This window comes from Rhodanobacter glycinis, assembly GCF_900114325.1.
GTDB lineage: Bacteria > Pseudomonadota > Gammaproteobacteria > Xanthomonadales > Rhodanobacteraceae > Rhodanobacter_A > Rhodanobacter_A glycinis.
In genome coordinates, this window is record NZ_FOSR01000004.1 from 270,725 (window position 1) to 295,828 (window position 25,104).

The 25,104-nt window shown below is 66.4% G+C and carries 27 protein-coding genes; 4 read left to right on the forward strand and 23 right to left on the reverse strand.

The features are described from left to right. Positions 1–6: 6 nt before the first annotated feature. Positions 7–933 carry an oxygen-dependent coproporphyrinogen oxidase gene (gene hemF, locus BMY90_RS06700; RefSeq protein WP_092702684.1) on the reverse strand — a complete coding sequence of 309 codons (927 nt, stop codon included), beginning with the start codon at positions 931–933 and terminating at the stop codon, positions 7–9. 158 nt (positions 934–1,091) lie between these two features. Here hemF and BMY90_RS06705 point away from each other — a divergent pair, with 158 nt between their 5' ends. From BMY90_RS06705 to BMY90_RS06715, 3 genes are read left to right on the forward strand one after another with little or no spacing between them, the layout of a single operon-like run. Continuing rightward, positions 1,092–2,285, forward strand: a complete 1,194-nt coding sequence (locus BMY90_RS06705; protein WP_092702746.1) for a beta-ketoacyl-[acyl-carrier-protein] synthase family protein — start codon at positions 1,092–1,094, stop codon at positions 2,283–2,285. Beyond that, entirely contained in the window at positions 2,282–3,076 is a 795-nt protein-coding gene (locus BMY90_RS06710) for a beta-ketoacyl synthase chain length factor (RefSeq protein WP_092702686.1), read from the forward strand. The genes BMY90_RS06705 and BMY90_RS06710 overlap by 4 nt, the downstream gene beginning before the upstream one ends. Next, the gene (locus BMY90_RS06715) at positions 3,073–3,843 is read left to right on the forward strand and encodes a glycosyltransferase family 2 protein (protein ID WP_008210809.1); all 771 of its coding nucleotides are present in this window, start codon (positions 3,073–3,075) and stop codon (positions 3,841–3,843) included. Before BMY90_RS06710 ends, BMY90_RS06715 begins: the two co-directional genes overlap by 4 nt. A 13-nt stretch (positions 3,844–3,856) precedes the next feature. On the opposite strand, the gene BMY90_RS06720 is transcribed toward BMY90_RS06715, so the two are convergent. From BMY90_RS06720 to BMY90_RS06735, 4 genes are read right to left on the reverse strand one after another with little or no spacing between them, the layout of a single operon-like run. Continuing rightward, complete coding sequence (locus BMY90_RS06720) at positions 3,857–4,291, reverse strand: hotdog family protein (protein WP_092702748.1); 435 nt, start codon at positions 4,289–4,291, stop codon at positions 3,857–3,859. Then, positions 4,278–5,198 (reverse strand): lysophospholipid acyltransferase family protein, encoded by a 921-nt coding sequence (locus BMY90_RS06725; protein ID WP_092702688.1) that lies wholly within the window; start codon positions 5,196–5,198, stop codon positions 4,278–4,280. The genes BMY90_RS06720 and BMY90_RS06725 overlap by 14 nt, the downstream gene beginning before the upstream one ends. Continuing rightward, positions 5,195–5,494, reverse strand: coding sequence for an ApeI family dehydratase (locus BMY90_RS06730; protein ID WP_092702690.1), 300 nt, complete (start codon positions 5,492–5,494; stop codon positions 5,195–5,197). The genes BMY90_RS06725 and BMY90_RS06730 overlap by 4 nt, the downstream gene beginning before the upstream one ends. A 19-nt stretch (positions 5,495–5,513) precedes the next feature. Further along, a complete protein-coding gene (locus tag BMY90_RS06735; protein WP_008210801.1) occupies positions 5,514–5,786 on the reverse strand; it encodes a phosphopantetheine-binding protein in 273 nt (90 codons plus the stop codon). A 161-nt stretch (positions 5,787–5,947) separates the two neighbouring features. On the opposite strand from BMY90_RS06735, the gene BMY90_RS06740 reads away from it, so the two are divergent. Further along, positions 5,948–6,871 (forward strand): chorismate transformation FkbO/Hyg5 family protein, encoded by a 924-nt coding sequence (locus tag BMY90_RS06740; protein WP_483880034.1) that lies wholly within the window; start codon positions 5,948–5,950, stop codon positions 6,869–6,871. Between the two features lie 76 nt (positions 6,872–6,947). Here the strand turns inward: BMY90_RS06740 and glmU are convergent, their stop codons facing one another. The 18 genes from glmU to zwf all read right to left on the reverse strand — a co-directional run bounded on the left by glmU (position 6,948) and on the right by zwf (position 25,028). Next, positions 6,948–8,333, reverse strand: a complete 1,386-nt coding sequence (gene glmU / locus BMY90_RS06745; RefSeq protein ID WP_092702694.1) for a bifunctional UDP-N-acetylglucosamine diphosphorylase/glucosamine-1-phosphate N-acetyltransferase GlmU — start codon at positions 8,331–8,333, stop codon at positions 6,948–6,950. Between the two features lie 75 nt (positions 8,334–8,408). Next, positions 8,409–8,792, reverse strand: a complete 384-nt coding sequence (locus BMY90_RS06750; RefSeq protein ID WP_237711958.1) for a hypothetical protein — start codon at positions 8,790–8,792, stop codon at positions 8,409–8,411. A 461-nt stretch (positions 8,793–9,253) separates the two neighbouring features. Next, on the reverse strand, positions 9,254–9,679 hold the full coding sequence (locus BMY90_RS06755) for a F0F1 ATP synthase subunit epsilon (protein ID WP_008216924.1): 426 nt from the start codon (positions 9,677–9,679) through the stop codon (positions 9,254–9,256). 95 nt (positions 9,680–9,774) lie between these two features. Beyond that, a complete protein-coding gene (gene atpD / locus BMY90_RS06760) occupies positions 9,775–11,208 on the reverse strand; it encodes a F0F1 ATP synthase subunit beta (protein ID WP_092702696.1) in 1,434 nt (477 codons plus the stop codon). A 79-nt stretch (positions 11,209–11,287) separates the two neighbouring features. Further along, positions 11,288–12,205 (reverse strand): F0F1 ATP synthase subunit gamma, encoded by a 918-nt coding sequence (gene atpG, locus BMY90_RS06765; protein ID WP_008216921.1) that lies wholly within the window; start codon positions 12,203–12,205, stop codon positions 11,288–11,290. 112 nt (positions 12,206–12,317) lie between these two features. Further along, positions 12,318–13,868 (reverse strand): F0F1 ATP synthase subunit alpha, encoded by a 1,551-nt coding sequence (gene atpA, locus BMY90_RS06770; RefSeq protein ID WP_008216920.1) that lies wholly within the window; start codon positions 13,866–13,868, stop codon positions 12,318–12,320. Positions 13,869–14,047: 179 nt separating this feature from the next. Beyond that, entirely contained in the window at positions 14,048–14,581 is a 534-nt protein-coding gene (locus tag BMY90_RS06775) for a F0F1 ATP synthase subunit delta (RefSeq protein ID WP_008216919.1), read from the reverse strand. Positions 14,582–14,585: 4 nt separating this feature from the next. Beyond that, positions 14,586–15,056: a F0F1 ATP synthase subunit B gene (locus BMY90_RS06780; RefSeq protein ID WP_008216918.1), complete on the reverse strand. Its 471-nt coding sequence runs from the start codon at positions 15,054–15,056 to the stop codon at positions 14,586–14,588. A gap of 78 nt (positions 15,057–15,134) precedes the next feature. Continuing rightward, positions 15,135–15,434 (reverse strand): F0F1 ATP synthase subunit C, encoded by a 300-nt coding sequence (gene atpE / locus BMY90_RS06785; protein WP_008216917.1) that lies wholly within the window; start codon positions 15,432–15,434, stop codon positions 15,135–15,137. A 54-nt stretch (positions 15,435–15,488) separates the two neighbouring features. Next, complete coding sequence (gene atpB / locus BMY90_RS06790) at positions 15,489–16,301, reverse strand: F0F1 ATP synthase subunit A (RefSeq protein ID WP_008216916.1); 813 nt, start codon at positions 16,299–16,301, stop codon at positions 15,489–15,491. A gap of 3 nt (positions 16,302–16,304) precedes the next feature. Beyond that, complete coding sequence (locus tag BMY90_RS06795) at positions 16,305–16,670, reverse strand: hypothetical protein (RefSeq protein WP_245734954.1); 366 nt, start codon at positions 16,668–16,670, stop codon at positions 16,305–16,307. A gap of 224 nt (positions 16,671–16,894) precedes the next feature. Continuing rightward, positions 16,895–17,281, reverse strand: a complete 387-nt coding sequence (locus tag BMY90_RS06800; protein WP_008216914.1) for a phasin family protein — start codon at positions 17,279–17,281, stop codon at positions 16,895–16,897. Between the two features lie 153 nt (positions 17,282–17,434). Beyond that, positions 17,435–17,797, reverse strand: a complete 363-nt coding sequence (gene queD, locus BMY90_RS06805) for a 6-carboxytetrahydropterin synthase QueD (RefSeq protein WP_008216913.1) — start codon at positions 17,795–17,797, stop codon at positions 17,435–17,437. Between the two features lie 52 nt (positions 17,798–17,849). Next, positions 17,850–19,094, reverse strand: a complete 1,245-nt coding sequence (locus BMY90_RS06810; protein WP_092702700.1) for a glycoside hydrolase family 57 protein — start codon at positions 19,092–19,094, stop codon at positions 17,850–17,852. Beyond that, the gene (locus BMY90_RS06815; RefSeq protein ID WP_175481514.1) at positions 19,091–20,386 is read right to left on the reverse strand and encodes a glycosyltransferase family 4 protein; all 1,296 of its coding nucleotides are present in this window, start codon (positions 20,384–20,386) and stop codon (positions 19,091–19,093) included. Before BMY90_RS06815 ends, BMY90_RS06810 begins: the two co-directional genes overlap by 4 nt. A 91-nt stretch (positions 20,387–20,477) precedes the next feature. Next, entirely contained in the window at positions 20,478–21,230 is a 753-nt protein-coding gene (gene pgl / locus BMY90_RS06820) for a 6-phosphogluconolactonase (RefSeq protein ID WP_092702704.1), read from the reverse strand. Positions 21,231–21,267: 37 nt separating this feature from the next. Continuing rightward, entirely contained in the window at positions 21,268–23,586 is a 2,319-nt protein-coding gene (locus BMY90_RS06825) for a glycoside hydrolase family 15 protein (RefSeq protein WP_092702706.1), read from the reverse strand. Then, positions 23,583–25,028, reverse strand: a complete 1,446-nt coding sequence (gene zwf / locus BMY90_RS06830) for a glucose-6-phosphate dehydrogenase (RefSeq protein ID WP_092702708.1) — start codon at positions 25,026–25,028, stop codon at positions 23,583–23,585. Before zwf ends, BMY90_RS06825 begins: the two co-directional genes overlap by 4 nt. Positions 25,029–25,104: the final 76 nt, after the last annotated feature.

Below are 25,104 nucleotides of genomic sequence, written 5' to 3' on the forward strand. Positions count from 1 at the left end.
TGGAATTCAGACCCAGTCGCGCGGCTGCAGGTACGCCGCCAGCCGCGCTTCCGGCGAGTCCGGCTCGGGCTGATAGGCGTATTCGAAACGCACCCGTGGCGGCAGGCTCATCAGGATCGACTCGGTGCGCCCGCCCGACTGCAGTCCGAACAGCGTGCCGCGGTCGTAGACCAGGTTGAACTCCACGTAACGGCCACGCCGGTACAACTGGAACTCGCGCTCACGCTCGCCCCACGGCGTGGCCTGGCGACGTTGCACGATCGGCACGTAGGCATCGAGGAAGCCCTGCCCCACCGCCTTGGTGAAATCGAGGCAGCGTGCGAAGCCGCCTTCATTGAGATCGTCGTAGAACAGGCCGCCGACGCCACGCGTCTCGCCGCGATGCTTCAGGTGGAAATACTCGTCGCACCAGCGCTTGTAGCGCGGATAGACATCCGTGCCGAACGGCGCGCACAGGTCGCGCGCCACCGTGTGCCAGTGCACCACGTCTTCGTCGAACGGATAGAACGGGGTGAGATCGAAGCCGCCACCGAACCACCACACCGACTCCACTCCCGGCTTGCTCGCCTCGAAATAGCGCACGTTGGCGTGCGTGGTGGGCACGTAGGGGTTCTTCGGGTGCAACACCAGCGACACGCCGGTGGCAACGAAACTGCCGCCGACCAGGTCCGGGCGATGCGCGGTGGCGCTGGGCGGCAGCTTGTTGCCGTACACACGCGAGAAATTCACCCCGGCCTGCTCGAACAACGCCCCATCGCGCAGCACGCGGGTACGCCCGCCGCCACCGGCCGGACGGGTCCAGGCGTCTTCGACAAAGCGGGCCTTGCCGTCGAGCTTTTCCACGGCGGCACAGATGCGATCCTGCAATTCGCGCAGGAAGGTTTCGGCCTGGTCGGCCTGCGGGCTATGGGTCGGTTGTGCGGTCGTATTCATCGGCGGCAGCTTAGCAAGAGGCTGTCCGCTTGCCGATGCGGTGCGCCGTCACGCCGGCTTGACGACGATCAAGCCCGCATGAACGCACGTGCAACTTTCGCGGCGATTGTCTAGGCAATCCGCATGCGGCTGGCTAGGCTCGTGCGATGACCACACCCATGCCCTCCCTCGCGGTCTCTGCCTGCACGGCCACCTCGGCGCTTGGCCATGGGCTCGACACCCACCGGCAGGCGCTTGAGCAGGGCCGCAGCGGGCTGCGTCCGAATGACATCAGCCAGGCACCGCTGCCGTGCTGGATCGGTCGCGTCGACGGCGTGGAAGACGAACCACTGCCCGCCGCGCTGGCCGACTGGGATTGCCGCAACAACCGACTGGCTTGGCTGGGCCTGCGCCAGGACGGTTTCCTCGACCGCGTGCACGCCGCCCGCACGCGCTACGGCGCCGACCGCATCGCGCTGCTGCTGGGCACCTCCACCGCCAGCATCGGCGCCACCGAGGAAGGTTATCGCCGACTCGATGCATCCGGCCATCTGCCCGACGACTTGCGCCGCCGAGCGATCCATTCGCCGCACTCGCTGACCGACTTCGTCGCTGCTGCGCTGGCGCTGGAAGGGCCCTGCCTCACTGTCTCCACCGCCTGCTCGTCCAGCGCCAAGGTATTCGCCAGCGCGGAGCGGATGATCCGGCTCGGCCTGGTCGATGCGGCCGTGGTCGGCGGGGTGGATACGTTGTGCGACAGCGTGCTGTTCGGTTTCGGTTCGCTGGAACTGATTTCAGCCGAACCGTGCCGCCCGTTCGACGAGGCGCGCAATGGCATCTCGATCGGCGAGGCCGCCGGTTTCGCCTTGCTGGAACGCGCCGACGCCGCGCCGCAGGCGCCGCGCCTGCTTGGCTGGGGCGAATCCAGCGACGCCCACCACATGTCCACGCCACATCCGGAGGGCCTGGGCGCCGAACTGGCGATCCGTGAGGCACTGGCCCGGGCCGGACTGGAGCCGACGCAGGTCGATTACATCAACCTGCACGGCACCGCCAGCCACAAGAACGACACGATGGAAGCCAACCTGCTTGCGCGGTTGTTCCCGACGACCACGCGCGCCAGTTCCACCAAGGGCTTCACCGGCCACACCCTGGGCGCGGCCGGGATTATCGAGGCCGTCATCGCGCTGCTGGCGATCGAGGGCGGGCTGATCCCCGGTAATCTCGGTGCCCGCGCCCCGGACCCCGCCTGCAGTGCCTCGTTTGCCTGGCACGCCGCGCATCAGCGCGTCGCGGTGGCGATGAGCAACTCGTTCGGTTTCGGCGGCAACAATGCCTGCCTGGTGTTCGGCCAGGCGCAGGTTTCCCGATGAATGCGCTGAGCGTTTATGTCGAAGGTCTCGGCGTGTGGTCGTCGACGCTGGCCGATATCGACGCATTGCGTGCGCGTCGCGCCGGCGCACCGCCGGCCACGCCCGTCGAGCGTCCACCCGCCTCCCGCCTGTCCGCCGGCGAACGACGACGCGCCTCGGCCAGCGTGTTGCTGGCAGTGGAAGTGGCCGGGCAAGCCGTCGCGATGAGCGGCCGCGCCGCCGACACGCTGGCCTGCGTTTTCGCCTCCGCCTACGGCGACCTGGCGATCACGGATTACCTGTGCGCCACTTTGGCACGTACGCCCGACGAGCTGTCGCCGACGCGCTTCCACCATTCCGTACACAACGCGCCTGCCGGTTACTGGACCATCGCCACCGACTGTCACGCACCATCGAGCGCCATCTGCGCCGGCCACGCCACGGCAGGCGCAGGACTGCTGGAAGCGGCCACGCTGGCCTGCGCCGGACAGCAACCAGTGCTGCTGGTGTGCAGCGACATCGCCGGCCACGGCCCGCTGGGCGAGGTCGTCGCCTGCCATCACGATTTCGGTGGTGGCCTGGTGTTGTCGCCCATCCTCGGTCCGGGCAGTCGCGCGCGGCTGGCATTGACGCTTGCACGCACGTCCTGCACTCCGTCTTCACCCCCGATCGATTGCACTAGTGGCATGTCCGACAACCCTTCCGCCGCCTTGCTCCCCCTGCTCGAGTCGCTGCTTGATGCCACTGGCCATGTCACGCTGGCGGCCGCGCGCGGGCTCGCGTTGCATGCGCGCGTGGAGCCCATGGCATGAACGAGACGCCGCGCTGGTGCGTGCTGATTCCCTGCCTCAACGAGGCGTCGGCGATCCATGGCGTGGTGCAGTCGGTGCTGGCACTGGGCGTACCCGTGATCGTGGTGGATGACGGCTCGGACGACGACACGCCCCATATCGTCGATGCACTGCCGGTGACCCTGGTACGCCACACCGAACGCCGCGGCAAGGGCGAGGCCCTGCGCAGCGGTTTCCGCGAAGCGTTGCGGCAAGGCTATGAGGCGGTGCTGACGATGGACGGCGATGGCCAGCATCGCGCCGACGACATCCCCCGCATCGTGGCCGCCGCACGCCGCTGGCCCGGCCGGCTGGTGATCGGTGCACGCCTGCGCGACCGTGACCAGCAGCCCAAGGCGCGACGCTTCGCCAATGCCTTTGCCGACTGGGGCATCTCCTGGGCCTGCGCCCAGCCGGTTGCCGACACCCAGAGCGGCCAGCGCTGGTATCCACGGGCCGCCTTGAGCCTGGTCGACCTGCCCGCCGAAGGTTTCGTATTCGAGGCCGCGCTGCTGATCACCGCCTCGCGCGAGCTGGACATGTCGGTGGTCTCGGTGCCGATTGCCTCGCGCTACCAGGGCAACTTCCGGCTCAGCCACTTCCGCCCCGTGCGCGACGTCACGCGCATCACGCTCTACACGATAGGCCGGATCATCCATTACGGCGAAGCCCGTGCCAGCTACCGGCGCTCGCGCAGCTCACCGCAGGTGGCCGATTCCGCCGAGCCATCCGCGGCGCGAATCTGCTGAGGCAGTCTCCGGATCAGCCGTATATGGCCGCGGCGCGGCCACTGGCCAGCAGGTGGCCGGCCTGTTGGACGCGAAACGCGTACTGAGTCCCCGCCGCATCGGCGTAAAGGCGTTCGGCGTGAACGTCCAGTCGACCACCCTGTGCATCGACGAGGCCCACTTCAAGTCGCACGTCACGCAGGCTGACCAGCATGCCCGGGCGCACCGCCGCATCGCCCGCGGCACGCGCCAGCAGCGCACCGTGCAAGGCCATCGCCTGCGCCCCGTATTCGGCCAGATGCACCGCATGCAATCCGGCATCGCCACGCAATGGATGATCGGGCCGCGCATAGCTGGTACTGCAGGCGTCAATCGTCTTCGCGTCCCAACTATCCACCACATCGAGCAGGCACATCGCGCCGACGTGGGGCAGCAACTGCGCCCAGTCGTCCCGCTCAAGCCGGTTCATGCGCATCCTCCGGCGCCTGCCAGAAATCGTGGAAATTGAACCAGTTGTACGGATAGGCCTGCGCGTAGTGCTCCAACCGTTCGGCATAGCGTGCGATCAAGCCTTTCAACGCTGCGGCGCGCGCCTGTCGCGACACTTCGACGCGATCGGCGAAGGGCTCGAACACCAACCGGTAACGGTTGCCGCCCAGATACAGGCCGAAGCAAAGCAGCACCGGCACCTGCAACGCGTTCGCCAACAGCCATGGCCCGGTCGGCAAGGGCGCCGGCCGGCCGAGGAAATCGACGCGGCAAAGCTGCTCATGCTCGCGCGCACGATCGGCCAGCAGCGCCACCATCGCGCCTTGCCGGCACGCCTCGGCCACCGCGAGGGTGATCGCCACGCCGCCCTGGGCGGTATCGATCACGGCAGTGCCCACTTCCGGTGCCAGCGCCTCCAGCATTTCGGTCATCGCCGGGGTTTTCTGCTTGTCCAGCAACACCCGCAGCGGCACGTCCGGCCGCCGCGCGCTGAGTGCGCGCAGGGCCTCGAAACTGCCTTGGTGGGAGCCGACCAGCAGCACGCCACGCCCCTCGGCAATGGCTGCCTCCAGCGCGGGCAGTCCCTCGATGTCGATGTCGAAATCGCGCTCACCGCTGGTCAGCAGGTAGATGCGGTCGAACGAGGTGACGGCGTAGGCGTGCAGGTGACGGAACACCTGCCACCAGTGCACCCGGCCGCCCAGCACGCGCTGCAGGTATTGGCGAGAGGCGCGCCGCTCCTCGCCCCGGCGCAGCATGAAGTACAGCGTGGCGGGATACAGGCACAGCCGGCCCAGCCGGCGCCCACCATGCAACGCGACGACGCGAATCAGCCCATACGCGACGCGACCGCCGCCTTCGGGACGTTCGCGCCAGTGCCCACTCACGGCGCACCCTCGATCACGCCACGTGCCAGCAGAACGCCATCGCGGCTGATCTCGAAGCGCAGTCGCCCGACGCGTTCGGTCAATGCCAGCTCGGCCGTTTCGGCCGGCCGCAACGGCGCCAGGAATTTCGCCTCGACGATGCGTGCCAGCCGCTCACCGCGCCATGCCTGCAATGCCTGCGCCACCTGCTCCAGCAGCCACACGCCGGGCACCAACGGGCGCCCGGGGAAATGACCGGGCAGGCACGGGTGATCTTCAGGCATGCGCAGCGGGGTGCGCCACAACGGCTCGCTCATGGCGCGAACAGGCGCGCCATCACGCCGCGCGCTGCTGCTCGACGTAATCGGACAGGCTGCGCAGGCTGGCGAACACGCGCTGGTTGTCCGGATTGTCCGAACGCAACGCGAAGCCGTAGCGCTTGGAAACCGCCAACGCGATTTCCAGGGCGTCGATTGAATCCAGCCCCAGTTCGCCACTGCCGAACAACGGCGCATCCGGGTCGATTCCGGCCGGGTCGACGCCTTCCAGATTGAGACAATCCACGATCAGGGCAGCCAATTCGTGCTGCGCGGCAGTCTGCTCGGCCATGCGTATTTCGGGACTCCGGATTCATGCAACCGTCCCGTCGGGAACGGGCGCGGAGTGTACCATAGAGGCCTTGTCGTTCCCGGTTAGAAGCAATGGTTCAGGGATGTGAAGACCTGCAGGCTGAGCCCGGCCTGCCCCACGCGCCGCGCGTGTCCTATCGCATGACAGAGGCTGCCGTCGTGCTGGCCGAACCCGGCACGCTGGCCGTGTTCGGTTTCGGTGCCGGCGCACCCTCGGTCGACGATCCGCGCTGGCTGCGCGTGGAACAGGAGCCGTTCGACGCGCCCACGCCGCTGGAACTGTGGCAGGTCGAGGCGGACGTGATCCACGGCCGCGACGGCGACCTGAACTGGTCGTCCGGTGGCGGCTGGCTGTTCGCCGCGATCGAGCCGGACGAGCGCGAACACGGGGGACCGGTGGGTGCCGCACGCTACGCCTATGAGCGCCTGCGCCATTTCGTCGGCGGCCGGGCCGAACACCAGGTACTGCGCATCTGGAACTACATCGGCGCGATCAACCACGGCGACGGCGACCAGGAACGCTACAAGCAGTTCTGCGAGGGTCGCGCACATGGCCAGGGCGACTTCTTCGCCGAGGGCTATCCTGCCGCCACGGCGATCGGCCACCACGGCGCCGAACATCACCTGCAGGTTTACCTGCTGGCTTGCACCCATGCCGGCGAACGGGTGGAAAATCCCCGCCAGGTCAGCGCATGGCACTACCCGCGCCAGTACGGCCGCACCTCGCCCGGCTTCGCCCGCGCGATGACGCTGCCGGCGCAGGACGTGCTGGCGATCTCCGGCACCGCAGCCGTGGTCGGGCATGCCTCCGCCCACGTCGGCGACCTGGAAGCCCAGCTCAATGAAACCCTGACCAACCTCGCCGCCCTGCTCGCCAGCGCCGACATGCCGGCCGGCTTCGACACGCACTCCCCGCTGAAAGCCTATGTGCGCCACCCTGCCGACGCGCCACGCGTGCGCGAGATCCTGCAACAGCGCCTGCCCGGCGTACCCGTGCTGATGCTGCACGGCGACGTCTGCCGCAGCGAGCTGCTGGTGGAACTGGACGGCTGGCGTTACGCCTGAACAAGCGACAAGAAGTGCGCCGAGAAACGAGGAGTGAGGAGTGAGGAGTGAGAGAAGGCAGGTCGCCTCTCACTCCTCACTCCTCTGCACTTACTTCTGCCTTCACCGGCCGATGCCAGCCACGCACGGTGGCCTGGCCGCCGCGCGCCAGGGTGAGTTCGCCGGCGGGCGCATCCTTGGTGATGACCGAACCGGCACCGATGGTGGCTTGCATACCGATCGTCACCGGCGCCACCAAGGCACTGTTGGAGCCGATGAAGGCACCGTCTTCGATGCGGGTGACGAACTTGTTCACGCCGTCGTAGTTGCAGGTGATGGTGCCGGCACCGACGTTGACCCCGCGACCGATCTCGGCATCGCCCAGGTAGGTGAGGTGGTTGGCCTTGCTGTCGCGACCGATGCGGGTCTTCTTGGTCTCGACGAAGTTGCCCACGTGCACGCCGGCGGCCAGTTCGGTGCCCGGACGCAAGCGCGAGAACGGACCGATGGTGCACGGACCATGGGTGACCACGCCTTCCAGATCGCAATGCGCCAGCACCCGGGTGCCCGCGGCCAAGTGCACGTCACACAGGCGGGTGAACGGACCTACGCAAACGTCCTCGCCCAGCACCACGCTGCCTTCCAGGATCACGTCCACGTCCAGCTCCACGTCGCGCCCGGCCTCGACCGAGCCGCGCACGTCCACGCGCGCCGGATCGGCCAGGCGCACGCCGGCTTCCATCAGCTCGCGGGCGGCGCGCTGACGGTAGGCCGCTTCCAGCTCGGCCAGTTGCAATGGATTGTTGGCGCCCGCCGCCTCGGTTGCATCGTCGCTCTCGACACACAACGCCGCCCGGTGTTCGGCCGCAGCCATGCCGAAGACGTCGGTGAGGTAGTACTCGCCCTGCGCGTTGTCGCAACCAAGCCGCTCGATCCAGCGCTTCAGCACCACGGCGTCGGCCGCCAGGATGCCGGTGTTGACCAGGTTCACCGCGCGCTGGCTGTCATCGGCATCCTTCTCTTCCACCACCGCCCGCACGTGGCCATTGCCATCGCGCAGCACCCGGCCATAGCCGTGCGGGTTGTCGACGCGCGTGGCCAGCAAGCTCAGCACCGCATCGGCCTGTACCAGTTGCTGCAGGGTCGGTGCGCGAATCAGCGGCACGTCGCCGTACAGCACCAGCACGCGCGCATCATCGGGGACGCCGCGCAGCGCCTGGCCTACCGCGTGACCGGTGCCGAGCCGTTCGGCCTGCAGCACCCATTGCAGCCCGGGCTGACCATCAAACGCCGCCAGCACCTGGTCGCCGCCGTGGCCATAGACCAGATGGATCAGCGCCGGCTGCAGCGCCCGCACTGCATCGAGTACGTGCGCCAGCAACGGGCGGCCGGCCAACGGCATCAGCACCTTGGCCTTCTTCGATTTCATCCGCTTGCCTTCGCCGGCGGCGAGAACAATGACGTGCAACGGGGCGTGCTTCATGGGTGTCTGCCTTGACCAATTTCAGCCGTTGAGCATAGCAGGCCGATCAGCTGCAGCCAGATGCGCAAGAGGCGCTCAGGAGGCGCTGGTGCTGGTTTGCGGCTTGCCGTCGTGGCAGCTGAAGCGGAATTCGTAAGGCAGGCTGAACGGCTTGAGCACGGTTTCAACCCGGTGCGAATGGCCGTTGGCATCGGCCGCCCAGCGGCTGATGCTCAGCGGCACGAAACGCCATTGCCCGGCTGCGGCGCGCACAGCGGCAGCGAAGGCCGGCGCGACTCCGGCCGCCTTGTCCACGCGTACGTCATCGACCTTGCCGTCGGTACCCACGATCAGCAGCGCGCGCAACCGGATCTCCGGAGGACAAGCGGCCAGCTGTGTCGACGGATAGATCGGGGCCGGATGATCCAGCGGCACGGCTCCGCCGGACACGGCACCCAGCGCCAGCTGGTAGTGCGTCATGTCCGTACCCGGCAGGGCCCGATACGACGATTCGCCCTCATGCGAGGGAGGCGCTACGACCCGCTGACTGGCACAGCCCGCCAACAAGGCAACCAGCACCCCCAACGAACCCATACGCGCCAACCGGATCATGCCAGCCCCTTCAGCCGTGGTGATGCCGGGAGATTATCAAATTACAAATGTAATCTAAAGACCTTTGCGAGACACTCGACCGTCGGACACGAATGGCGCTTCGCTGGGGGTGGTTCGTTCTGGGTGCAGGCCACGGACCGCACCGGGGGGTCATGGACGACTACAGGTTTGAGGAGCGGGGAAGTCGAAGGGCCGCCTGTCCACGCCTGGCGGCGCTTCGAGGGCTACGCTCAGTGCGAACGACTGGGAGAGTACGCACCACTTCCGCCAGACACAGGAACGCCGGCATGACGCCGGCGTTCCGTGGATACCTGACCGCGTGGGAAACCTCAGTGCTTGAGGTTCCGGCGCATGCGCTCCAGCGCCTGCAACTGGGCCAGTGCCTGGGCCAGCTTGGCCTGGGCCTCGCTGACATCGACGGCATCGGTGCGGCTGGAAAGCGCCTCTTCGGCTTCCTTCTTGGCCTTCTGCGCCGAGGCTTCATCGAGCTCGGAGGCACGCGCGGCGGTGTCGGCCAGCACGGTCACCACCTGCGGCTGCACTTCCAGAATGCCGCCGGAAACGTAGAACTGCTGGCGCTCGCCGTTTTCCTGCAGCACGTCCACGTGGCCGGGCTTCAGGCGGGTGATCAGCGGAGCGTGGCGGGGCGTGATGCCCAGCTCGCCCACCTCGCCGGTGGCGATCACCATCGTCGCGTCGCCGTGGAAGATCTCGGCTTCGGCGCTGACGATATCGACGCGAATGGTTTGGGTCATGTCATGTCTCGCTTTGCTCGACGGGGTTCGGGACGGGTGCTTCGGGATGCGCGGGATGACGGCTCTCGCATCCCGTCATCCCGGTTCCCGCTGGGTCAGGCCGCCTTCTTGGCGCCCATCTCCTCGCCCTTCTTGATCGCCTCGTCGATGCCGCCGACCATGTAGAACGCCTGCTCCGGCAGATGATCCACGTCGCCTTCCACGATCATCTTGAAGCCGCGGATGGTTTCCTTCAGCGACACGTACTTGCCCGGCGCACCGGTGAACACTTCGGCCACGTGGAACGGCTGGCTGAAGAAGCGCTCGCACTTGCGCGCACGCGCCACGACCTGCTTGTCCTCTTCGGACAGCTCGTCCATGCCCAGGATCGCGATGATGTCCTTGAGCTCCTTGTAGCGCTGCAGCATGCCCTGCACCGTGCGCGCCACTTCGTAATGCTCCTGGCCGACGACCTGCGGATCGAGCTGACGGCTGGTGGAATCGAGCGGATCGACCGCGGGGTAGATACCCAGCGAGGCGATGTTGCGCGACAGCGTCACCGTGGAATCCAGATGCGCGAAGGTGGTGGCCGGCGACGGGTCGGTCAAGTCATCCGCGGGCACGTACACGGCCTGGATCGAGGTGATCGAACCGGTCTTGGTGGAGGTGATGCGCTCCTGCAGCACGCCCATTTCCTCGGCCAGGGTCGGCTGGTAACCCACCGCCGACGGCATGCGGCCGAGCAGCGCGGACACTTCGGTACCGGCCAGCGTGTAGCGGTAGATGTTGTCGACGAAGAACAGCACGTCCTTGCCCTTGCCGCTCTCGTCCTTCTGGTCGCGGAAGTATTCGGCCATGGTCAGGCCGGTCAGCGCCACGCGCAGGCGGTTGCCCGGCGGCTCGTTCATCTGGCCGTAGACCATCGCCACCTTGGACTCGGGCAGGTTGTCGATCTTCACGACGCCTGCTTCCTGCATCTCGTGGTAGAAGTCGTTGCCTTCGCGGGTACGCTCACCCACGCCGGCGAACACCGACAGACCGGCATGCTGGGTCGCGATGTTGTTGATCAGCTCGAGCATGTTCACGGTCTTGCCCACGCCGGCGCCGCCGAACAGGCCGACCTTGCCGCCCTTGGCGAACGGGCAGACCAGATCGATCACCTTGATGCCGGTTTCCAGCAGGTCGTTGGTCGCGGCCTGCTCGTCGTAGGACGGGGCTTCGCGATGGATCACCCAGCGATCCTTGGCGTCGATCGGACCGACTTCGTCGATCGGGTTGCCGAGCACGTCCATGATGCGGCCGAGCGTGGCGTCGCCCACCGGCACCTTGATGCCTTCGCCGGTGTTGCGCGCAGCCAGACCGCGCTTCAGGCCCTCGGTGGAACCCAGCGCGATGGTGCGCACGATGCCGTCGCCCAGCACCTGCTGCACTTCCAGCGTGATCTCGGTGCCGTCGATCTTCAACGCGTCATATACCTGCGGCACCTGATCGCGCGCGAACTCGACGTCGATGACCGCGCCGATGATCTGAACAACTTTGCCCTGACTCATGGATGTGCTCCGGATGGATCTTTAGTGTCTGTTGCGGCGCCGCTTCGCGTCGCCAAAATTTTTTCAGAAGCTGCTGCGGTTACACCGCAGCAGCGCCTCCCACGATCTCACTGATTTCCTGCGTGATCGCTGCCTGGCGCGCCTTGTTGTAGACCAGCGTCAGTGTGTCGATCACCTTGTTCGCGTTGTCCGACGCGCTCTTCATCGCCACCATGCGCGCGGCATGCTCGCTGGCGAGATTCTCCAGCACGCCCTGGTACACCACCGATTCGACGTAGCGACCCAGCACGTGTTCCAGCACGGTCTCAGCGTCGGGCTCGTACAGGTAATCCCACTCGTGCTTCTGTTCCAGCTTCACACCGGCATAAGCGGATTCGCCGGCCGACTCGTGCGCCTCCAGCTCGGCCGCAACCAGCGGCAGCGGCAGCAGCGCGTCGACGGTGGCCTTCTGCGTCATGGTGTTGACGAAGTCGTTGTAGGCCAGGAACACGCGATCCAGGCCGTTCGCCTGGTACGCATCCACCATCACCTTGATCACGCCGACCAGCTGCTCGACCTTCGGTTTCTCACCCAGGTGAGTGACGCTGCCGACCAGGTTGACGCCCTTGATGCGACGGAAGAACTGCGTGGCCTTCTGGCCCACCGCCACCACGTCGACCTGCACGCCCTGACCCTGCCACTCGCGCACCTGGTTCAGCAGGTTGCGGAACAGGTTGGAGTTCAGGCCGCCGCACAGGCCGCGATCGGTGGAAACCACGATGTAGCCCACCCGCGCCACGTTCGGGCGCTCGACCAGGAACGGATGGCTGAATTCGGTGTTGGCCTGCGCCACGTGCGCGATCACCTTGCGCATGTGCCGCGCATAGGGACGCGAAGCCTTCATCAGATCCTGCGCCTTGCGGATCTTCGAGGCCGAGACCATTTCGAGCGCGCGCGTCACCTTGCGCATGTTCTGCGTGCTCTTGATCTTGGTTTTGATTTCGCGTCCGCTTGCCATCTGTCTCGCTCGCTTTGCTTGCTCGGTTCATCGGGAGTCGCCGCGGGATCGTCGTCGATGACGCGCCCTTGGCCGGTCGGCTCCCGAATCCCTGATCCGGGTTACTGGCGACTTACCAGCTGCCGGTCTTCTTGTACTCGTCCAGCGACGCCTTGAAGGTGGCCTCGATGTCCTTGTCCCAGTTGCCGGTGGCGACGATGGTCTTCATCAGCTCGCCGTGGTTCTGGTGCATGAACGCATGCAGGCCGGCCTCGAACGCCAGCACCTTGTTCACCGGCAGGTCGTCGAGATAGCCCTTCTCGGCGGCGTACACCGACAGCGCCAGCTCGGCGATCGACAGCGGCGCGTACTGCTTCTGCTTCATCAGCTCGGTCACGCGCTGGCCACGATCCAGCTGGGCGCGGGTGGCCGGGTCCAGGTCCGAGGCGAACTGCGCGAACGCAGCCAGCTCGCGGAACTGGGCCAGCGACAGCTTCACGCCGCCGGACAGCTTCTTGACGATCTTGGTCTGCGCCGAGCCACCCACGCGCGACACCGAGATACCGGCGTTCACGGCCGGACGGATGCCAGCGTTGAACAGGTCGGTTTCCAGGAAGATCTGGCCGTCCGTGATCGAGATCACGTTGGTCGGCACGAAGGCGGACACGTCGCCGGCCTGGGTTTCGATGATCGGCAGCGCGGTCAGCGAGCCGGTCTTGCCCTTCACTTCGCCGTGGGTGAACTTCTCGACGTACTCCTCGGACACGCGCGCGGCGCGCTCAAGCAGGCGGGAGTGGAGATAGAAGACGTCGCCCGGGTAGGCTTCGCGACCCGGCGGGCGCTTCAGCAGCAGCGAGATCTGGCGGTAGGCCACGGCCTGCTTGGAAAGGTCGTCATAGACGATCAGCGCGTCCATGCCGCGGTCGCGGAAGTACTCGCCCATGGCGCAACCGGCGTACGGCGCGATGTACTGCAGCGCGGCCGACTCGGACGCCGAAGCCACCACCACGATGGTGTTGGCCAGCGCGCCGTTGTCTTCCAGCTTGCGCACCACGTTGGCAATCGACGAGCGCTTCTGCCCGATCGCCACGTAGATGCAGAAGATGCCCGAATCCTTCTGGTTGATGATCGCGTCGATCGCCAGCGCGGTCTTGCCGGTCTGGCGGTCGCCGATGACCAGCTCACGCTGGCCGCGGCCGATCGGGATCATCGAGTCGACCGACTTGTAGCCGGTCTGCACCGGCTGGTCGACGCTCTTGCGCCAGATCACGCCCGGCGCGACCTTCTCGACCGGCGCGTTGAGCTTCGCGCCCAGCGGACCCTTGCCGTCGATCGGGTTGCCCAGCGCATCGACCACGCGGCCGAGCAGCTCCGGACCCACCGGCACTTCCAGCACGCGGCCGGTGGTCTTGGCGGTGTCGCCTTCGCGCAGGTGCTGGTATTCGCCCAGCACCACGGCGCCGACCGAGTCGCGCTCAAGGTTCAGGGCCAGCGCGAACGCGTTGCCCGGCAGCTCGATCATTTCGCCCTGCATCACGTCGGCCAGACCGTGGATGCGCACGATGCCGTCGGACACGCTGATGATGGTGCCTTCGTTGCGGGCCTCCGCGCCGAGCTTGAACTGCTCGATGCGGTTCTTGATCAGTTCACTGATCTCGGACGGATTCAGGGTGGTGCTGGACATGGTGGCTTATCCCGAAAATTTTATTTTCTCAAGAGTCCGACCATGGATGGCCGGTTTTTGCTCTTCGCGAAATGGACTTCGCGTAATACTAAACAGAGAGGAGCGAGTGGCGAGTTGGAGCGGTGGCGTGGATGCAGGCTTTCCACTCGACTCTCACTGCTGCGCACTCTTCATCTGTCTTAATTCATCAATGCGTGGGCCAGGCGTTCCAGACGGCCACGTGCGGAACCATCGATCACTTCGTCGCCGGTATCGACCACCACGCCGCCAAGCAGCTCGGGGTCGACTGAGGTTTCCAGCTCGATCTCGCGCTTGAAGCGACGCTTCAGCGAGGCCTTCAGTTGCTCGGCCTGCGCGGCATCCAGGGCCAGCGCGCTGGTCACCTTGACCAGCAGCTGCGACTCGGATTCGCGCTTGTACTGCTCGAACAACTCCGCCACTTCCGGCAGCAGCGCCATGCGCCGATGCTCGGCCAGCTCGCCCAGGAAACAGGCGAACGGCGCATCGGCGGCCTGGCCTTCCGGCAGGTGCAGCGCAACCAGCTGGCTCGGCTGCACGCGCGGATCGGTGCACAGCCCGGCCACGCGCGAATCGCCCGCCACCGCCGCGGCGAAGGCCAAGGCCTGCGACCACGACGCCAGCGAAGCGCTGTCGTGCGCTGCCTCGAAGGCAGCGCGGGCGTACGGACGAGCGAGGGTGATTGCCTGGGCCATCGTCTCAGATCTCGGTCGCGAGCTGGTCGAGCAGCGCCTTGTGCGCCGCCGGGTCGATCTCGCGCTGCACGATCTTGCTGGCACCCTGCATCGCCAGCGCGCCTACGCGCTCACGCAGTTCCGCGCGGGCACGTTGCGCCATCGAGGCAATCTCGTCCTGCGCCAGCGCTTTCTGGCGATCGACTTCGGCCACCGCGTCGGCACGTGCCTTGTCGATGATCTGATTGGCCTGCTGCTGCGCCTTGTCGATGATCTCGGCGGCCTGCTTGCGTGCCTGGCGGATCTCGCCGGCCACCTTGGCGTCGGCATCCTTCAGCTCGGCATGCGCGCGCTCGGCGGCACCGAGACCTTCGGCGATCTTCAGCTGGCGCTCTTCGATGGCCTTGTTGATGTGCGGCCAAATGAAGTGGACGCTGAACCAGATCAGAAAGGCGAACACAATCATTTCGCCAATCAGGGTCGCGTTGAATTCCATCGCTGCGTTACCTGTGCATGCGGATTACAAAGGACGCGGGCGCACATGCGCCCACGCCGGTACGTTGCAACGGGTCGATCAATGACCGGCCGCGGCCTTGCCTGCGGTCTGCAGCACGGTGATCAGCGGGTTGCCGACGGCGAAGTACATGGCCAGCGCCACGCCGATCAGGAACGCGGCGTCGATCAGGCCGGCGAGCAGGAACATGCGGCCCTGCAGCAGCGGCATCAGTTCCGGCTGGCGGGCAGCGGCTTCGAGGAACTTCGAACCCATGACGCCGATACCGATACAGGCGCCAAGGGCGCCGAGGCCGATGATCAGGCCGATCGCGATGGCGGTGAGGCCCTGAACTTGAGCGAGATGAGCGATAAGGTCCACGGTGATCTCCTAGGGAAAATGAAAGCGGTTGTAATGGGGTGTTGTTGGGTGAAATCAGTGGTGATCGTGTGCCATCGAGATGTACACGACGGTCAGCACCATGAAGATGAACGCCTGGATCGAGATGATCAGGATGTGGAAGATGCTCCACACGGCATAACCGACCAGACCGAGACTGTACAGGGCAATGCCGCCCGCGCTGAACAGGCCCGCGATCAGGATGAAGACCAGCTCGCCGGCGTACATGTTGCCGAACAGTCGCATCGCCAAGCTGACCGGCTTGGACAACATCTCGACGAGATTCAGCGCGAAGTTGGGGAGCCACAGCAGCGGATGCTTGCCGAACGGCGCGGTGAACAGCTCATGCATGTAACCGCCGAAGCCCTTCGCCTTGAAGCTGTAGAAGATCATCAACAGGAAGACGGTGATCGACATGGCGAAGGTCATGTTCAGGTCGGCCGTCGGCACCGCGCGGAAGTGGCTCAGGCCGCACTTCTCGGCGATCAGCGGGATCAGGTCGACCGGCAGCAGATCCATGAAGTTCATCAGGAACACCCAGACGAACACGGTCAGCGCCAGCGGGCCGAGCACGCGGCGATCGCCATGGAACACGTCCTTGACCTGGCCATCGACGAATTCCAGCACCAGCTCCACGAAAGCCTGGCCCTTGCCCGGCACGCCGGCCGTCGCCTTGCGCGCCTTCAACCAGAACCACAGGGAAAACAGCACGCCCAGCGCCAGCGACACGGTGATCGAATCGACATGGACCGTCCACGACCAGAAACCGCCGTGGCTGACATGAGGCAGCGTCAGGAAGGTCAGGTGGTGCTGGATGTATGCGGTAAAACCGCCAGGCTCGCTTGCCATCTTTCAACCCTTGAATCTGAACGCCAGCAGATTGACCGCGTAGGCTGCCACCAGCCCCGTGATGGCGGCCAGCGGCGGCAACTTGTATTGAACCAGGATCATGATCAGCCCTCCGAGGACCACGATCCACTTGAGAATCATGCCGGTCAGCAGATGCGCAAGCGCAATCCCGCCACCGCCAAGCCCGCTGAAGGTTCGCGCCGACATCAGCGCGGTACCCACCGCCACGATCAACGCACCCGCCGCAGCGGCCACGGCCTCTCGACGCCCCCACGCCAGAAAGACCAGACCAGCCAGCAATGCCATGCCCAACTGCCAAAGCAGCATGCGCAACGCGAGACGACGACCGGAAGCTAGACTATTGAGCACGTGAGGTTTCCGCGCGGTTTCGCACCAGGCAGTTTCAACCGGGCCACGGGCTTTGATTCAATCCCGAGAAGTATATCAGCGCGTCATTTCTTGCGGCAAGCTGGCTGTGCTGCGTCAACGCGCCCCACGCCGCCCTCCGACCCCGCAACACATAAAAAACGGGCCGAACAAGGCGTTCGGCCCGGAGATCATCGCGAGGGGGAGAGACGCGATCGATAAATCAATTACTTCGCGGCAGCCTTCTTGCCGGCAGCCGGAGCGGCCACGGCATCGTTGGCAGCCTGCTGCTGTGCCTGCGCCAACGCGCCCAGCGACTCGGCAGTCTTCTGGCTCACCGCGATGATGTCGCGACCCACGGCAGCGGCCTGCTCGGCATGGTCACGGCTCAGGTTGGCGCCTTTCTCCCACAGGCCGCGCAGGGCCTCGAGATCACGCACTTCGGTCGCCTGCGCGACGAAGTCGGCGGCGCCGCGCGCCTGCTGTTCGAACGCCTTGAGCTGAAGCTCGGTCACCTGTTCCAGGGCCTTCAGGGCCACCGACTGCGCCTTGAACGCGCTATCGGCAAACTGCTTGGCGTAAGCGAAAACCTGGGTATTCAGTTGCTGTGTCATGGCTAGTCCCCCGCAAGGGCGATTGGGTAGTGGGACAAAGCCTAACAAGGGTTTTTGTGCAATGCAATATATTTTTGCTGAACGAACGAAGAAATTTTCAAAAACCTTTTATTTCAAGCACGTTACGCGCCGCCCGGAAACTTCCGCGACGCGTCAAAAACTGTCACGCGAACAGCTCGCGCCTGAGGTGCAGGTCTCGTGCACCACCACCTTGTCCAGCCCCGGCAGGCGCGGCGCCAGGCGTTGCCAGATCCAGCGCGCCAGCATCTCGCTGGTGGGGTTCTCCAGCCCCTCGATGTCATTGAGATAGTGATGGTCGAGCTGGTCGTACAACGGCGCAAAGGCCGCCTTCACGTCACCGAAGTCCATCACCCAGCCCATCTGCGGGTCCGGCTCGCCGGCCAGGTGGATTTCGATGCGGAACGAATGCCCGTGCAGCCGCGCGCACTTGTGCCCTTCCGGCACGTGAGGCAGGCGATGCGCCGCCTCGATCTGGAAAATCTTGAAGATATGCATGCGCCCATTGTAAGCGGTTGCCGCGCCATGGGCGGCACAGGGGCGCGCCTGCCTACAGCGGTCGTGGTGCCGGGGCGCCCACGCGTTGCGCCAGGTCGGCCAGCACGTTCATGTAATTGATGCAGGCGTCGTAGGGCGATTCAAACGGGCTGAAATACTGGTGCACGTCACCATCCGCCCAGTGCTTGGTGGACATGTAATAGGCATGGTCGCTGGTGAGCAGGCGACGCCAGTCCTCCAGCACGCGCGCGGCATCGGCCGCATGACGCGCATGGTGGCGACGAACGAAGGGCTCCAGCGCGAACGCCTCGGCCAGGGCCGCACGCTGGATCGCGTTGCCGTCCCATGCCGAGGTATCGCGCTCCAGATCGGCCCAGGACACCGGGCGCGGCAAATCCAGCGTGGCCGCTTCCACCGGCACGCGAGCGGCGGCCTCGGACGGCGTGACGAAACGGAAGCCACCCCGCTTCAGCAATTCGCCCGGCAACGCGCGCATGAAGTCGAAGATGCCGGTATCGGCCCACTGGTGCTCGCCGAAGGTCTCGTAATCCATGAACAGGCCAAGGAAGCCGCGCCCTTCGGCTTCGGCCGGCAGCGCCCCGGCCTCGCCCTGCAGCCAGTCGGCATAGCGCTCCACGCTCAGCGGCCACGCCGCCCACTGGCGGTCGGAAAAACGGAAGGCGATGTCGTCGCTGAGCCGGTAATGCCGCGGCAGCGCGGCCAGCGCCGGCGCGGCGGCAAAGCGATACGGCGCGCTGACGTTGCGCCAGCCGAACAAGCCATCGGCGCCTTCCAGGCACAAGCCGGCGAAACCCAGCGCTGCCACCTGTTCGGCCACCGCATTGCTGACGATCAATTCGGTATTGCGGAACACCGGACCGGGCGCGCCCAGCAGGCGCCGGCACACGGCGCGATGGTGGCGTACCTGCGCGGCGAACTCGCGCGGACTGTAGAGCGCGGCAAGGCTGTGATGCGAGGTTTCCGACAGCAACTCCACCGCACCGGTGGCGAGCAACCGGCGAAACGAAACCAGCACCTCCGGCGCGAACGCGGCCATCTGCTCCAGCGCGGTGGCACTGATCGAGAAACTCACCCGGAAATGCGGCTGGTGTTTCCGAATCAATTCCAGCAACAACGCATTCATCGGCAGATAGCACTTCTGTGCCACGCGCCGCAGGATCTCGGCGTTGACCTGGTCGTCGAAGTAATCGTGCTGGCGCCCGACCTCGCGGAACGGGTAGCGCCGCAGCCGCCACGGCTGGTGCACCTGGAAATAGAAACACAGGTCCAGGCTCATCTCGCGGCGGCACCGGCAACATCGAGACCGGCGACGCTGGCGTAGGCGTCGACGATGCGCTGCGCCGATTCGTCCCACGACAACCGCGCCAGTTGCGCCCGCCCCTCTTCCACCAGTTGCCGCGCCAGCACCGGCAGGCGCAGCACGGCCAGAATCTGGTCAGCCAGTTTTTCGTGGTCCCAGAAATCCACCTGCAGGCTGTGTCCCAGTACCTCGCGTACCCCGGACTGCCGTGACAGGACCACCGGCGTGCCCGCGCGCAACGCTTCCAGCGCCACCAGTCCGAACGGCTCGGACACGCTGGGCATCACCAGCAGGCTCGATTGCGCCAGCAAGCGATCCACCGCACCCGGGGTGAGAAAGCCGCGGAACTCCACGCGCTCGGCAATGCCCAGCGCCTGCGCCTGTTGCTTCAGCGCATCGAGCATGTCGCCACTGCCGCAGATCAGGAAGCGCGCAGCGGGATCGAGTTGCGCCACCTCGGCCGCAGTGCGCAGAAAGTGATCCGGCCCCTTCTGGAAGGTGAGACGACCGAGGAACACCACCCACGGCTGCCGCGCGCCCGATTCGGGTGCGGTCGCCGGTGGCAACTCGTCCGCATCGGGCGCGTTGTAGACCACGCTGACCTTGACCGGATCGATGCCGTAGCGCGAAACCAGGATGCCGCGCGTGTAGTCGCTCACCGCGAACACGTGGCTGGCGCGCTCGCAGGCCATGCGCTCGATCGCCACGATGCCCGGATTCGCGCCATCGCCGCTGCGGTCGTATTCGGTGGAATGCACGTGCAGGAACAGCGGCAGCTGGTGGCGATCGGCCACGGCGATCGCCGCCGGGAACGTCATCCAGTCGTGCGCATGAACCAGATCGACATCGGCACGATCGGACACTGCCGCCACCCGTTCGGCGAAGCGCGCCACCTCGCGCCCCAGGTCGCTGCCGTACAGCGCCGCGGCATCGCCCGGCGTGCCGGCGCCCACACCACGTATCGGTTCGACGGAGGGGCGCGCATACGGTTGCAACTGCGCCGCCACGCCGAGCCAGCGCGGCCGACGCGTGCCTTCCGCCACGCGCGGGTTGCCGCCGTGCTCAAGCAGCCATTCGCGTGCACCGCTGACCTGCAGCCGCGCACCCTCGCTGCGCGACTCGAAGCGCGGCAGCACGAACAGCACTTCGGCGCCGAGGTCGGCCAGTCCGCAGGCAATGCCCTGGCTGGCCTTGCCCAGTCCACCGACGAAACGGGGCGGGTATTCCCAGCCAAGCATCAGCACGCGCACGGGATCGCTACGGGTCACCGCATGTCTCCAACGACCGAGCGCAGACTCTGCCTTGGCCTTCTCTCCCCGGCGGGGAGAAGGAGAAAAGCGCGTGCCTCGAACATCGTCGTCACGCGTCCGGCAACTGCGCCGCCGCGGCACGGTCCAGCCACCATTCGTAATCGCCGCCGTGCGGCGCCACGTACTGGATCGGCCACACGTCGGGCTGATACGCGCCGCCGAATACATCCGCCAGTATCCCGGCCTTGCCCGCGCCGTCGGCCAGCAACCATACCGCGGCGGCGGCATTGATCAGCGGCCGGGTGAAGGTGAGCCGCCATTCGTGCTGGCTTTCCACGTATTGCGCGCAGACCAGTCGCTCGCTTTCGCGCAGGCAGGCGCAACCGGGAAACAGCGACGCGGTGTGGCCGTTGTCGCCGATGCCGAGCAGGATCAGGTCGAAGCGCGGCTGCTCGCGACGAAACGCGGCTCGCAGCAGCTGTTCGTAGGCCAACGCGGCCCGTGCCGGATCAACCTCGCCGTGCAGGCGATGCACGTTCGCGGCCGGGATCGGCAGTTTCGACAACAGCGCTTCGTTCGCCATGCGGTAGTTGCTGCGCGGCGAATCCGGCGGCACGCAGCGCTCGTCGCCGAAGAACACGTCCACGCGCAACCAGTCCACCGCATCGCGCAGCGGCGCCGTCGCCAGCAATTCGTACAGCGGCTTTGGCGTCCCGCCGCCGGCCAGTGCCACGCTGAAGCGACCATGCGCGTCCATCGCCGCCTGCGCCCGCGCCACGAACGCGGCGGCAGCAGCCTGGATCATCGCCTCGGCGTCGGCATGGATCTGCAGACGGGGAGCGGAAGAAAGTCGGGAAATCATGCGTACGGATTCCGTTCGTCCATGGAAAGGGTAGAGATCAATCGTTGCCGCCCGATGTCGCCAACGGCAGCAGCAGGAGCGGCCAGTCGCGGCCTTCCCAGCCACGCTCGCCGAGGAAGCGGCGGGTGAATTCCAGCGTGCGCTGCGCGCCCAGCTTCGCCACGTCCAGACGCACGCCGTGCAGACCGAAGCCGAGCGGCTCACTGACGTGGTCGTCGACATGCTTCCAGCCGTCGCGCCCCAGATGCAGCACGAACGGCGATGCCGCTTCGACCAGCAGGACGCCGCTGCGGTTCACCGTGCGACACGGTGCCTGTTCGCGCCAGTGGGTGACGGCCGGCACACGCGGCGTGCGATAGCGATCGACCACCGCGCGCAGGCGTTCCACCGGTTGGCCACGATGGATCGCCGCGACCAGCTTGATCAGCTCGGCGTGCGCCCACACCAGTGGCATTGCACTGCCACTGGGCCGTCCGGGGTTGAGGCCCCGCTCGGGAATCGGCGTGGTATCCCACACCTGCTCGGGCAGCATGCCGCCTTCGCTGGCCGAAGCCAGCATCGCGGCGAGATACGGTTGCGGGTCCTCGCCCGCCAGCAGCGCCTGATGGCCGCGTTCGCCACTGAGCAAGGGCCACGCGCGACCCACACCGGTGCCATCGAAGGCGCTGCCGTCCTCGTGCTCGCCATAGCCGTCCTCGTTGTAGCGGCGGTAATACGGGCCGGCCGGCAGATCGACGCGCAACTCGGCATCGATCAACCTGGTGGTATCGCGAATGCGCGGATCGTCCGCCGCACGCAGGCCGAGGCGGGCCAGGTAGAGGTATTCCAGGCCAAGCAGGTTCTGTGCGGACACGCGTTCACGGCCGCGATTGCGCAGCGCCACTTCGCCGTCCTGCGCGGTCTGCCCCGGTGGCGCGATGCGTACGTAGTGACCGCGCGTGCCGTGGGTGCGATCCAGCTCGGTGTCGCGCGCATACACCCACGATTCGATGCGCGCGTTCCAGTCGTCGGCCAGCGACAACGCGTGCGTGGCATCGGCCTTTTCAAGAAAGCCGTGTGCGGCGCCGGCCACCAGCGCGGCGATCGCCACGCCCAGGGTGAACGGGTTGATGCCGGCGTTTTCTTCCCAACGATCCTGCGGGCTGAACGGACCGGTGCGCGCCACGAAGCGCAGCGCACGACGCGCCATGGTCGTGGCTTGCGGACGCAGGTCGCCCAGCTCGCCGTACTCGTCCAGCCGCGCCGCCAGCAGCACCGGCAACGCGGCTTCGTCCAGTTGCACGCCGCCCCAGTAAGGGCGGCCGTCGGTGTAGAAGTTCTGCAGCCAGTGACCGTCCGGCTGCTGGGTGGCAATCAGGTAGGCGAGCATCGCGCGGGCTTCGTCGTGATGCTCGCAGGCCAGCATGGCGAAACCGGACTCGACCGCATCGCGCGGCCACACCAGGTGATAGCCGCCCGGATCGTCGCGGGTGTCGCCCCACGGCACGCTGAGGCTGGCCACCATGGCGCCGGGGAAATCGCGATCGTTGTGGGTCTTCAGCACCATCGCGGCGCGGCGCACGGCCTGCTGCAGGGAGGGTTCCAGTCCCTCGCACTTGAGATGCCCGGCCCAGCGCTGCCAGCCTTCGACAAACGGCGCGCGCGCCGCCTCGAAGCCGCAGGCCAGCGAGGACAGCGCCAGTGTCTGCGCGCCTTCCACGGTGTTGGCCAAACCCAGCGCGAGCACGCCTGCATTGCCGGCCAGCTCGCCCATCAGTGCCACGTTGCCGTTCGGCGCGCAGTCGTATTGCCAGGTCATCGCGCCGTGGTCGTGGAAATCCCGCCAACCGTCGGAGCTGCCCACGTAGCCGGCGCTGGCGCGAGTGAAACCGCAGTCCGCCGCCAGCATCAGCGCGGTACCGCCTTTCATCGCGGCCAGGCCTTGCGGCGTCACCTGCGCAGTGTTGTCGTGACCGGAGCCTTCCAGGTGCGGCGCCAGCAACGCGTACAGCTTCAGCCCCTTGCCTTCAAGGCGATAGCGCAGCAGCACTACGTCGCGCAACGGATCGGCCAGCACTTCCAGCTCCAGCCGATAACGCTCGTGCTGATGCACGATCTTCGGCAGCGGTACATCGGGTGCAGGCGTGGTCAACTCGTAATGGCTTTCGCGCTTCACCTCGGACCAGAAGCCGTCGCCGGCGACAATGAAGCCGAGATCGCGGATCTGCGGCGTGCTGCACGAGGGCCAGTACACCTCGTCGAGGATGCCGTGGCCCAGGGTGTACCAGACGCGGCTCGGGCCCAGCGCGGTGCCGACGATGTCCTTGTCGCTGCTCGCCCAGGTCGGCGACAGTCCCGGCCCGCCCGGCGCGTTCACGCGTCGTCTCCGTCCGCGATGGCCACCGGCCGCCAGTGCTGGCCCGAGTCAAGCAGGCGATCCTGCGTGGATGGACCATCGGAACCGGCGGCGTAGAAATCCGGCGCGCCTTTCTGCCAGCGCTTCAGCACCGGCTCGAGCAGGCGCCAGGCCCACTCCACCTCGTCGAAGCGCAGGAAGTGCGAACGGTCGCCCTCGATCGCATCCATCAGCAATTGCTCGTAAGCGGAGAATTCATTCTCGCCGGCCTTGACGTAGGGCGCGCTGAGCGTGACCTGGTGACCGTCCAGTTCCAGCCCGGGAAGCTTGGCATTGGCGATCAAGTCCATGCCCTGCTCCGGCTTCATGCGGAACACCATCCAGTTGTTCTCGGCCTTCACGCCGCCGGGCAGCGGGCCGGGCACGTCGCGGAACTGCACCGCGATCTCCGAACAGTTGCTGGCCAGTCGCTTGCCGCTGCGCAGGTAGAACGGCACGCCCTGCCAGCGCCAGTTGTCGATTTCCAGTCGCAGCGCGGCGAAGGTTTCGGTGTTCGAGCCTTTCGGGATGCCGGGCTCGCTGCGATAGCCGGCCAGCTTCTTGCGCCCGGCCTTGCCGGCGCGGTACTGGCCGCGCACGGCGTGCTTGTCCACGTTGCGCGCGGTGATCGGCTTGACCGAGCGCAGCACTTCCACCTTGTGGTCACGCAACACGTCGGCATCCCAGCATGACAGCGGCTCGATCGCGGCCAGGCTGAACAACTGCATCAGGTGGTTCTGCAGCATGTCGCGCAAGGCGCCGGCGTGGTCGTAATAGCCAGCGCGCTTTTCCACGCCCAGCGTTTCGGCGTAGGTGATCTGCACTTGGGCGATGTGCTGCGCGTTCCACACCGGCTCCAGGAAGCGGTTGGCGAAGCGGAACACCATCAGGTTCTGAGTGGCCTCCTTGCCGAGGAAGTGGTCGATGCGCAGGATCTGGTTTTCTTCCCAGTGCGCGTGCATCTGCGCGCGCAACTGCTTGGCCGAGGCCAGGTCGGTGCCGAATGGCTTTTCCACTACCAGCCGGCGCCAGCCACCGCGCGGCGCACTGGCCAGACCGGCTTCGCCCAGCGCCTGCGAGGCGGGACCGAACAACGGCGGCGGCAGCGCCATGTAGAACAGCGTGGAGGGCGTGAGCTTGTCCTTGATCCTGCCCAGATCATCCGGATCGAGCTGGCCGCCGACGTAGTCCAGCTGCTTACTGAAACGCTTCCACTGGGCTTCGGTGTAATCCGGCGCGAACGACTTCAGCGCCTTGTGGATGTGGTTCTCGAAGCGCTCGCGACTCCATTTCTCCATCGCGTAGCCGAGGATGCGCAGGTCCTTGGTGAGACCGAGCCGATGCAACCGGTACAAGGCCGGCATCAGCAGACGCTGGGTAAGGTCGCCGGTGGCGCCGAGGATGACCAGGGTGGTGTCGCTCATCGCTTGCTCCTTGGAAAAAATGCCGGCATCGCCGGATCGGCGCGCCTGGCATGCAAGCGCGCCTGCTCGAATCGAA

What these genes read in the sequence shown, in the direction of transcription:
- BMY90_RS06730 (WP_092702690.1), bottom strand. Translation starts at nt 5,494, where the DNA reads ATGAGCGAGCCGTTGTGGCGCACCCCGCTGCGCATGCCTGAAGATCAC.
- BMY90_RS06705 (WP_092702746.1), top strand. Translation starts at nt 1,092, where the DNA reads ATGCCCTCCCTCGCGGTCTCTGCCTGCACGGCCACCTCGGCGCTTGGC.
- hemF (WP_092702684.1), bottom strand. Translation starts at nt 933, where the DNA reads ATGAATACGACCGCACAACCGACCCATAGCCCGCAGGCCGACCAGGCC.
- atpA (WP_008216920.1), bottom strand. Translation starts at nt 13,868, where the DNA reads ATGTCCAGCACCACCCTGAATCCGTCCGAGATCAGTGAACTGATCAAG.
- queD (WP_008216913.1), bottom strand. Translation starts at nt 17,797, where the DNA reads ATGCATATCTTCAAGATTTTCCAGATCGAGGCGGCGCATCGCCTGCCT.
- atpB (WP_008216916.1), bottom strand. Translation starts at nt 16,301, where the DNA reads ATGGCAAGCGAGCCTGGCGGTTTTACCGCATACATCCAGCACCACCTG.
- atpG (WP_008216921.1), bottom strand. Translation starts at nt 12,205, where the DNA reads ATGGCAAGCGGACGCGAAATCAAAACCAAGATCAAGAGCACGCAGAAC.
- zwf (WP_092702708.1), bottom strand. Translation starts at nt 25,028, where the DNA reads ATGAGCGACACCACCCTGGTCATCCTCGGCGCCACCGGCGACCTTACC.
- BMY90_RS06780 (WP_008216918.1), bottom strand. Translation starts at nt 15,056, where the DNA reads ATGGAATTCAACGCGACCCTGATTGGCGAAATGATTGTGTTCGCCTTT.
- BMY90_RS06775 (WP_008216919.1), bottom strand. Translation starts at nt 14,581, where the DNA reads ATGGCCCAGGCAATCACCCTCGCTCGTCCGTACGCCCGCGCTGCCTTC.
- BMY90_RS06750 (WP_237711958.1), bottom strand. Translation starts at nt 8,792, where the DNA reads ATGACGCACTACCAGCTGGCGCTGGGTGCCGTGTCCGGCGGAGCCGTG.
- BMY90_RS06740 (WP_483880034.1), top strand. Translation starts at nt 5,948, where the DNA reads ATGACAGAGGCTGCCGTCGTGCTGGCCGAACCCGGCACGCTGGCCGTG.
- BMY90_RS06800 (WP_008216914.1), bottom strand. Translation starts at nt 17,281, where the DNA reads ATGACACAGCAACTGAATACCCAGGTTTTCGCTTACGCCAAGCAGTTT.
- BMY90_RS06710 (WP_092702686.1), top strand. Translation starts at nt 2,282, where the DNA reads ATGAATGCGCTGAGCGTTTATGTCGAAGGTCTCGGCGTGTGGTCGTCG.
- BMY90_RS06810 (WP_092702700.1), bottom strand. Translation starts at nt 19,094, where the DNA reads ATGAGCCTGGACCTGTGTTTCTATTTCCAGGTGCACCAGCCGTGGCGG.
- atpD (WP_092702696.1), bottom strand. Translation starts at nt 11,208, where the DNA reads ATGAGTCAGGGCAAAGTTGTTCAGATCATCGGCGCGGTCATCGACGTC.
- pgl (WP_092702704.1), bottom strand. Translation starts at nt 21,230, where the DNA reads ATGATTTCCCGACTTTCTTCCGCTCCCCGTCTGCAGATCCATGCCGAC.
- BMY90_RS06755 (WP_008216924.1), bottom strand. Translation starts at nt 9,679, where the DNA reads ATGACCCAAACCATTCGCGTCGATATCGTCAGCGCCGAAGCCGAGATC.
- BMY90_RS06735 (WP_008210801.1), bottom strand. Translation starts at nt 5,786, where the DNA reads ATGGCCGAGCAGACTGCCGCGCAGCACGAATTGGCTGCCCTGATCGTG.
- BMY90_RS06720 (WP_092702748.1), bottom strand. Translation starts at nt 4,291, where the DNA reads ATGAACCGGCTTGAGCGGGACGACTGGGCGCAGTTGCTGCCCCACGTC.
- glmU (WP_092702694.1), bottom strand. Translation starts at nt 8,333, where the DNA reads ATGAAGCACGCCCCGTTGCACGTCATTGTTCTCGCCGCCGGCGAAGGC.
- BMY90_RS06715 (WP_008210809.1), top strand. Translation starts at nt 3,073, where the DNA reads ATGAACGAGACGCCGCGCTGGTGCGTGCTGATTCCCTGCCTCAACGAG.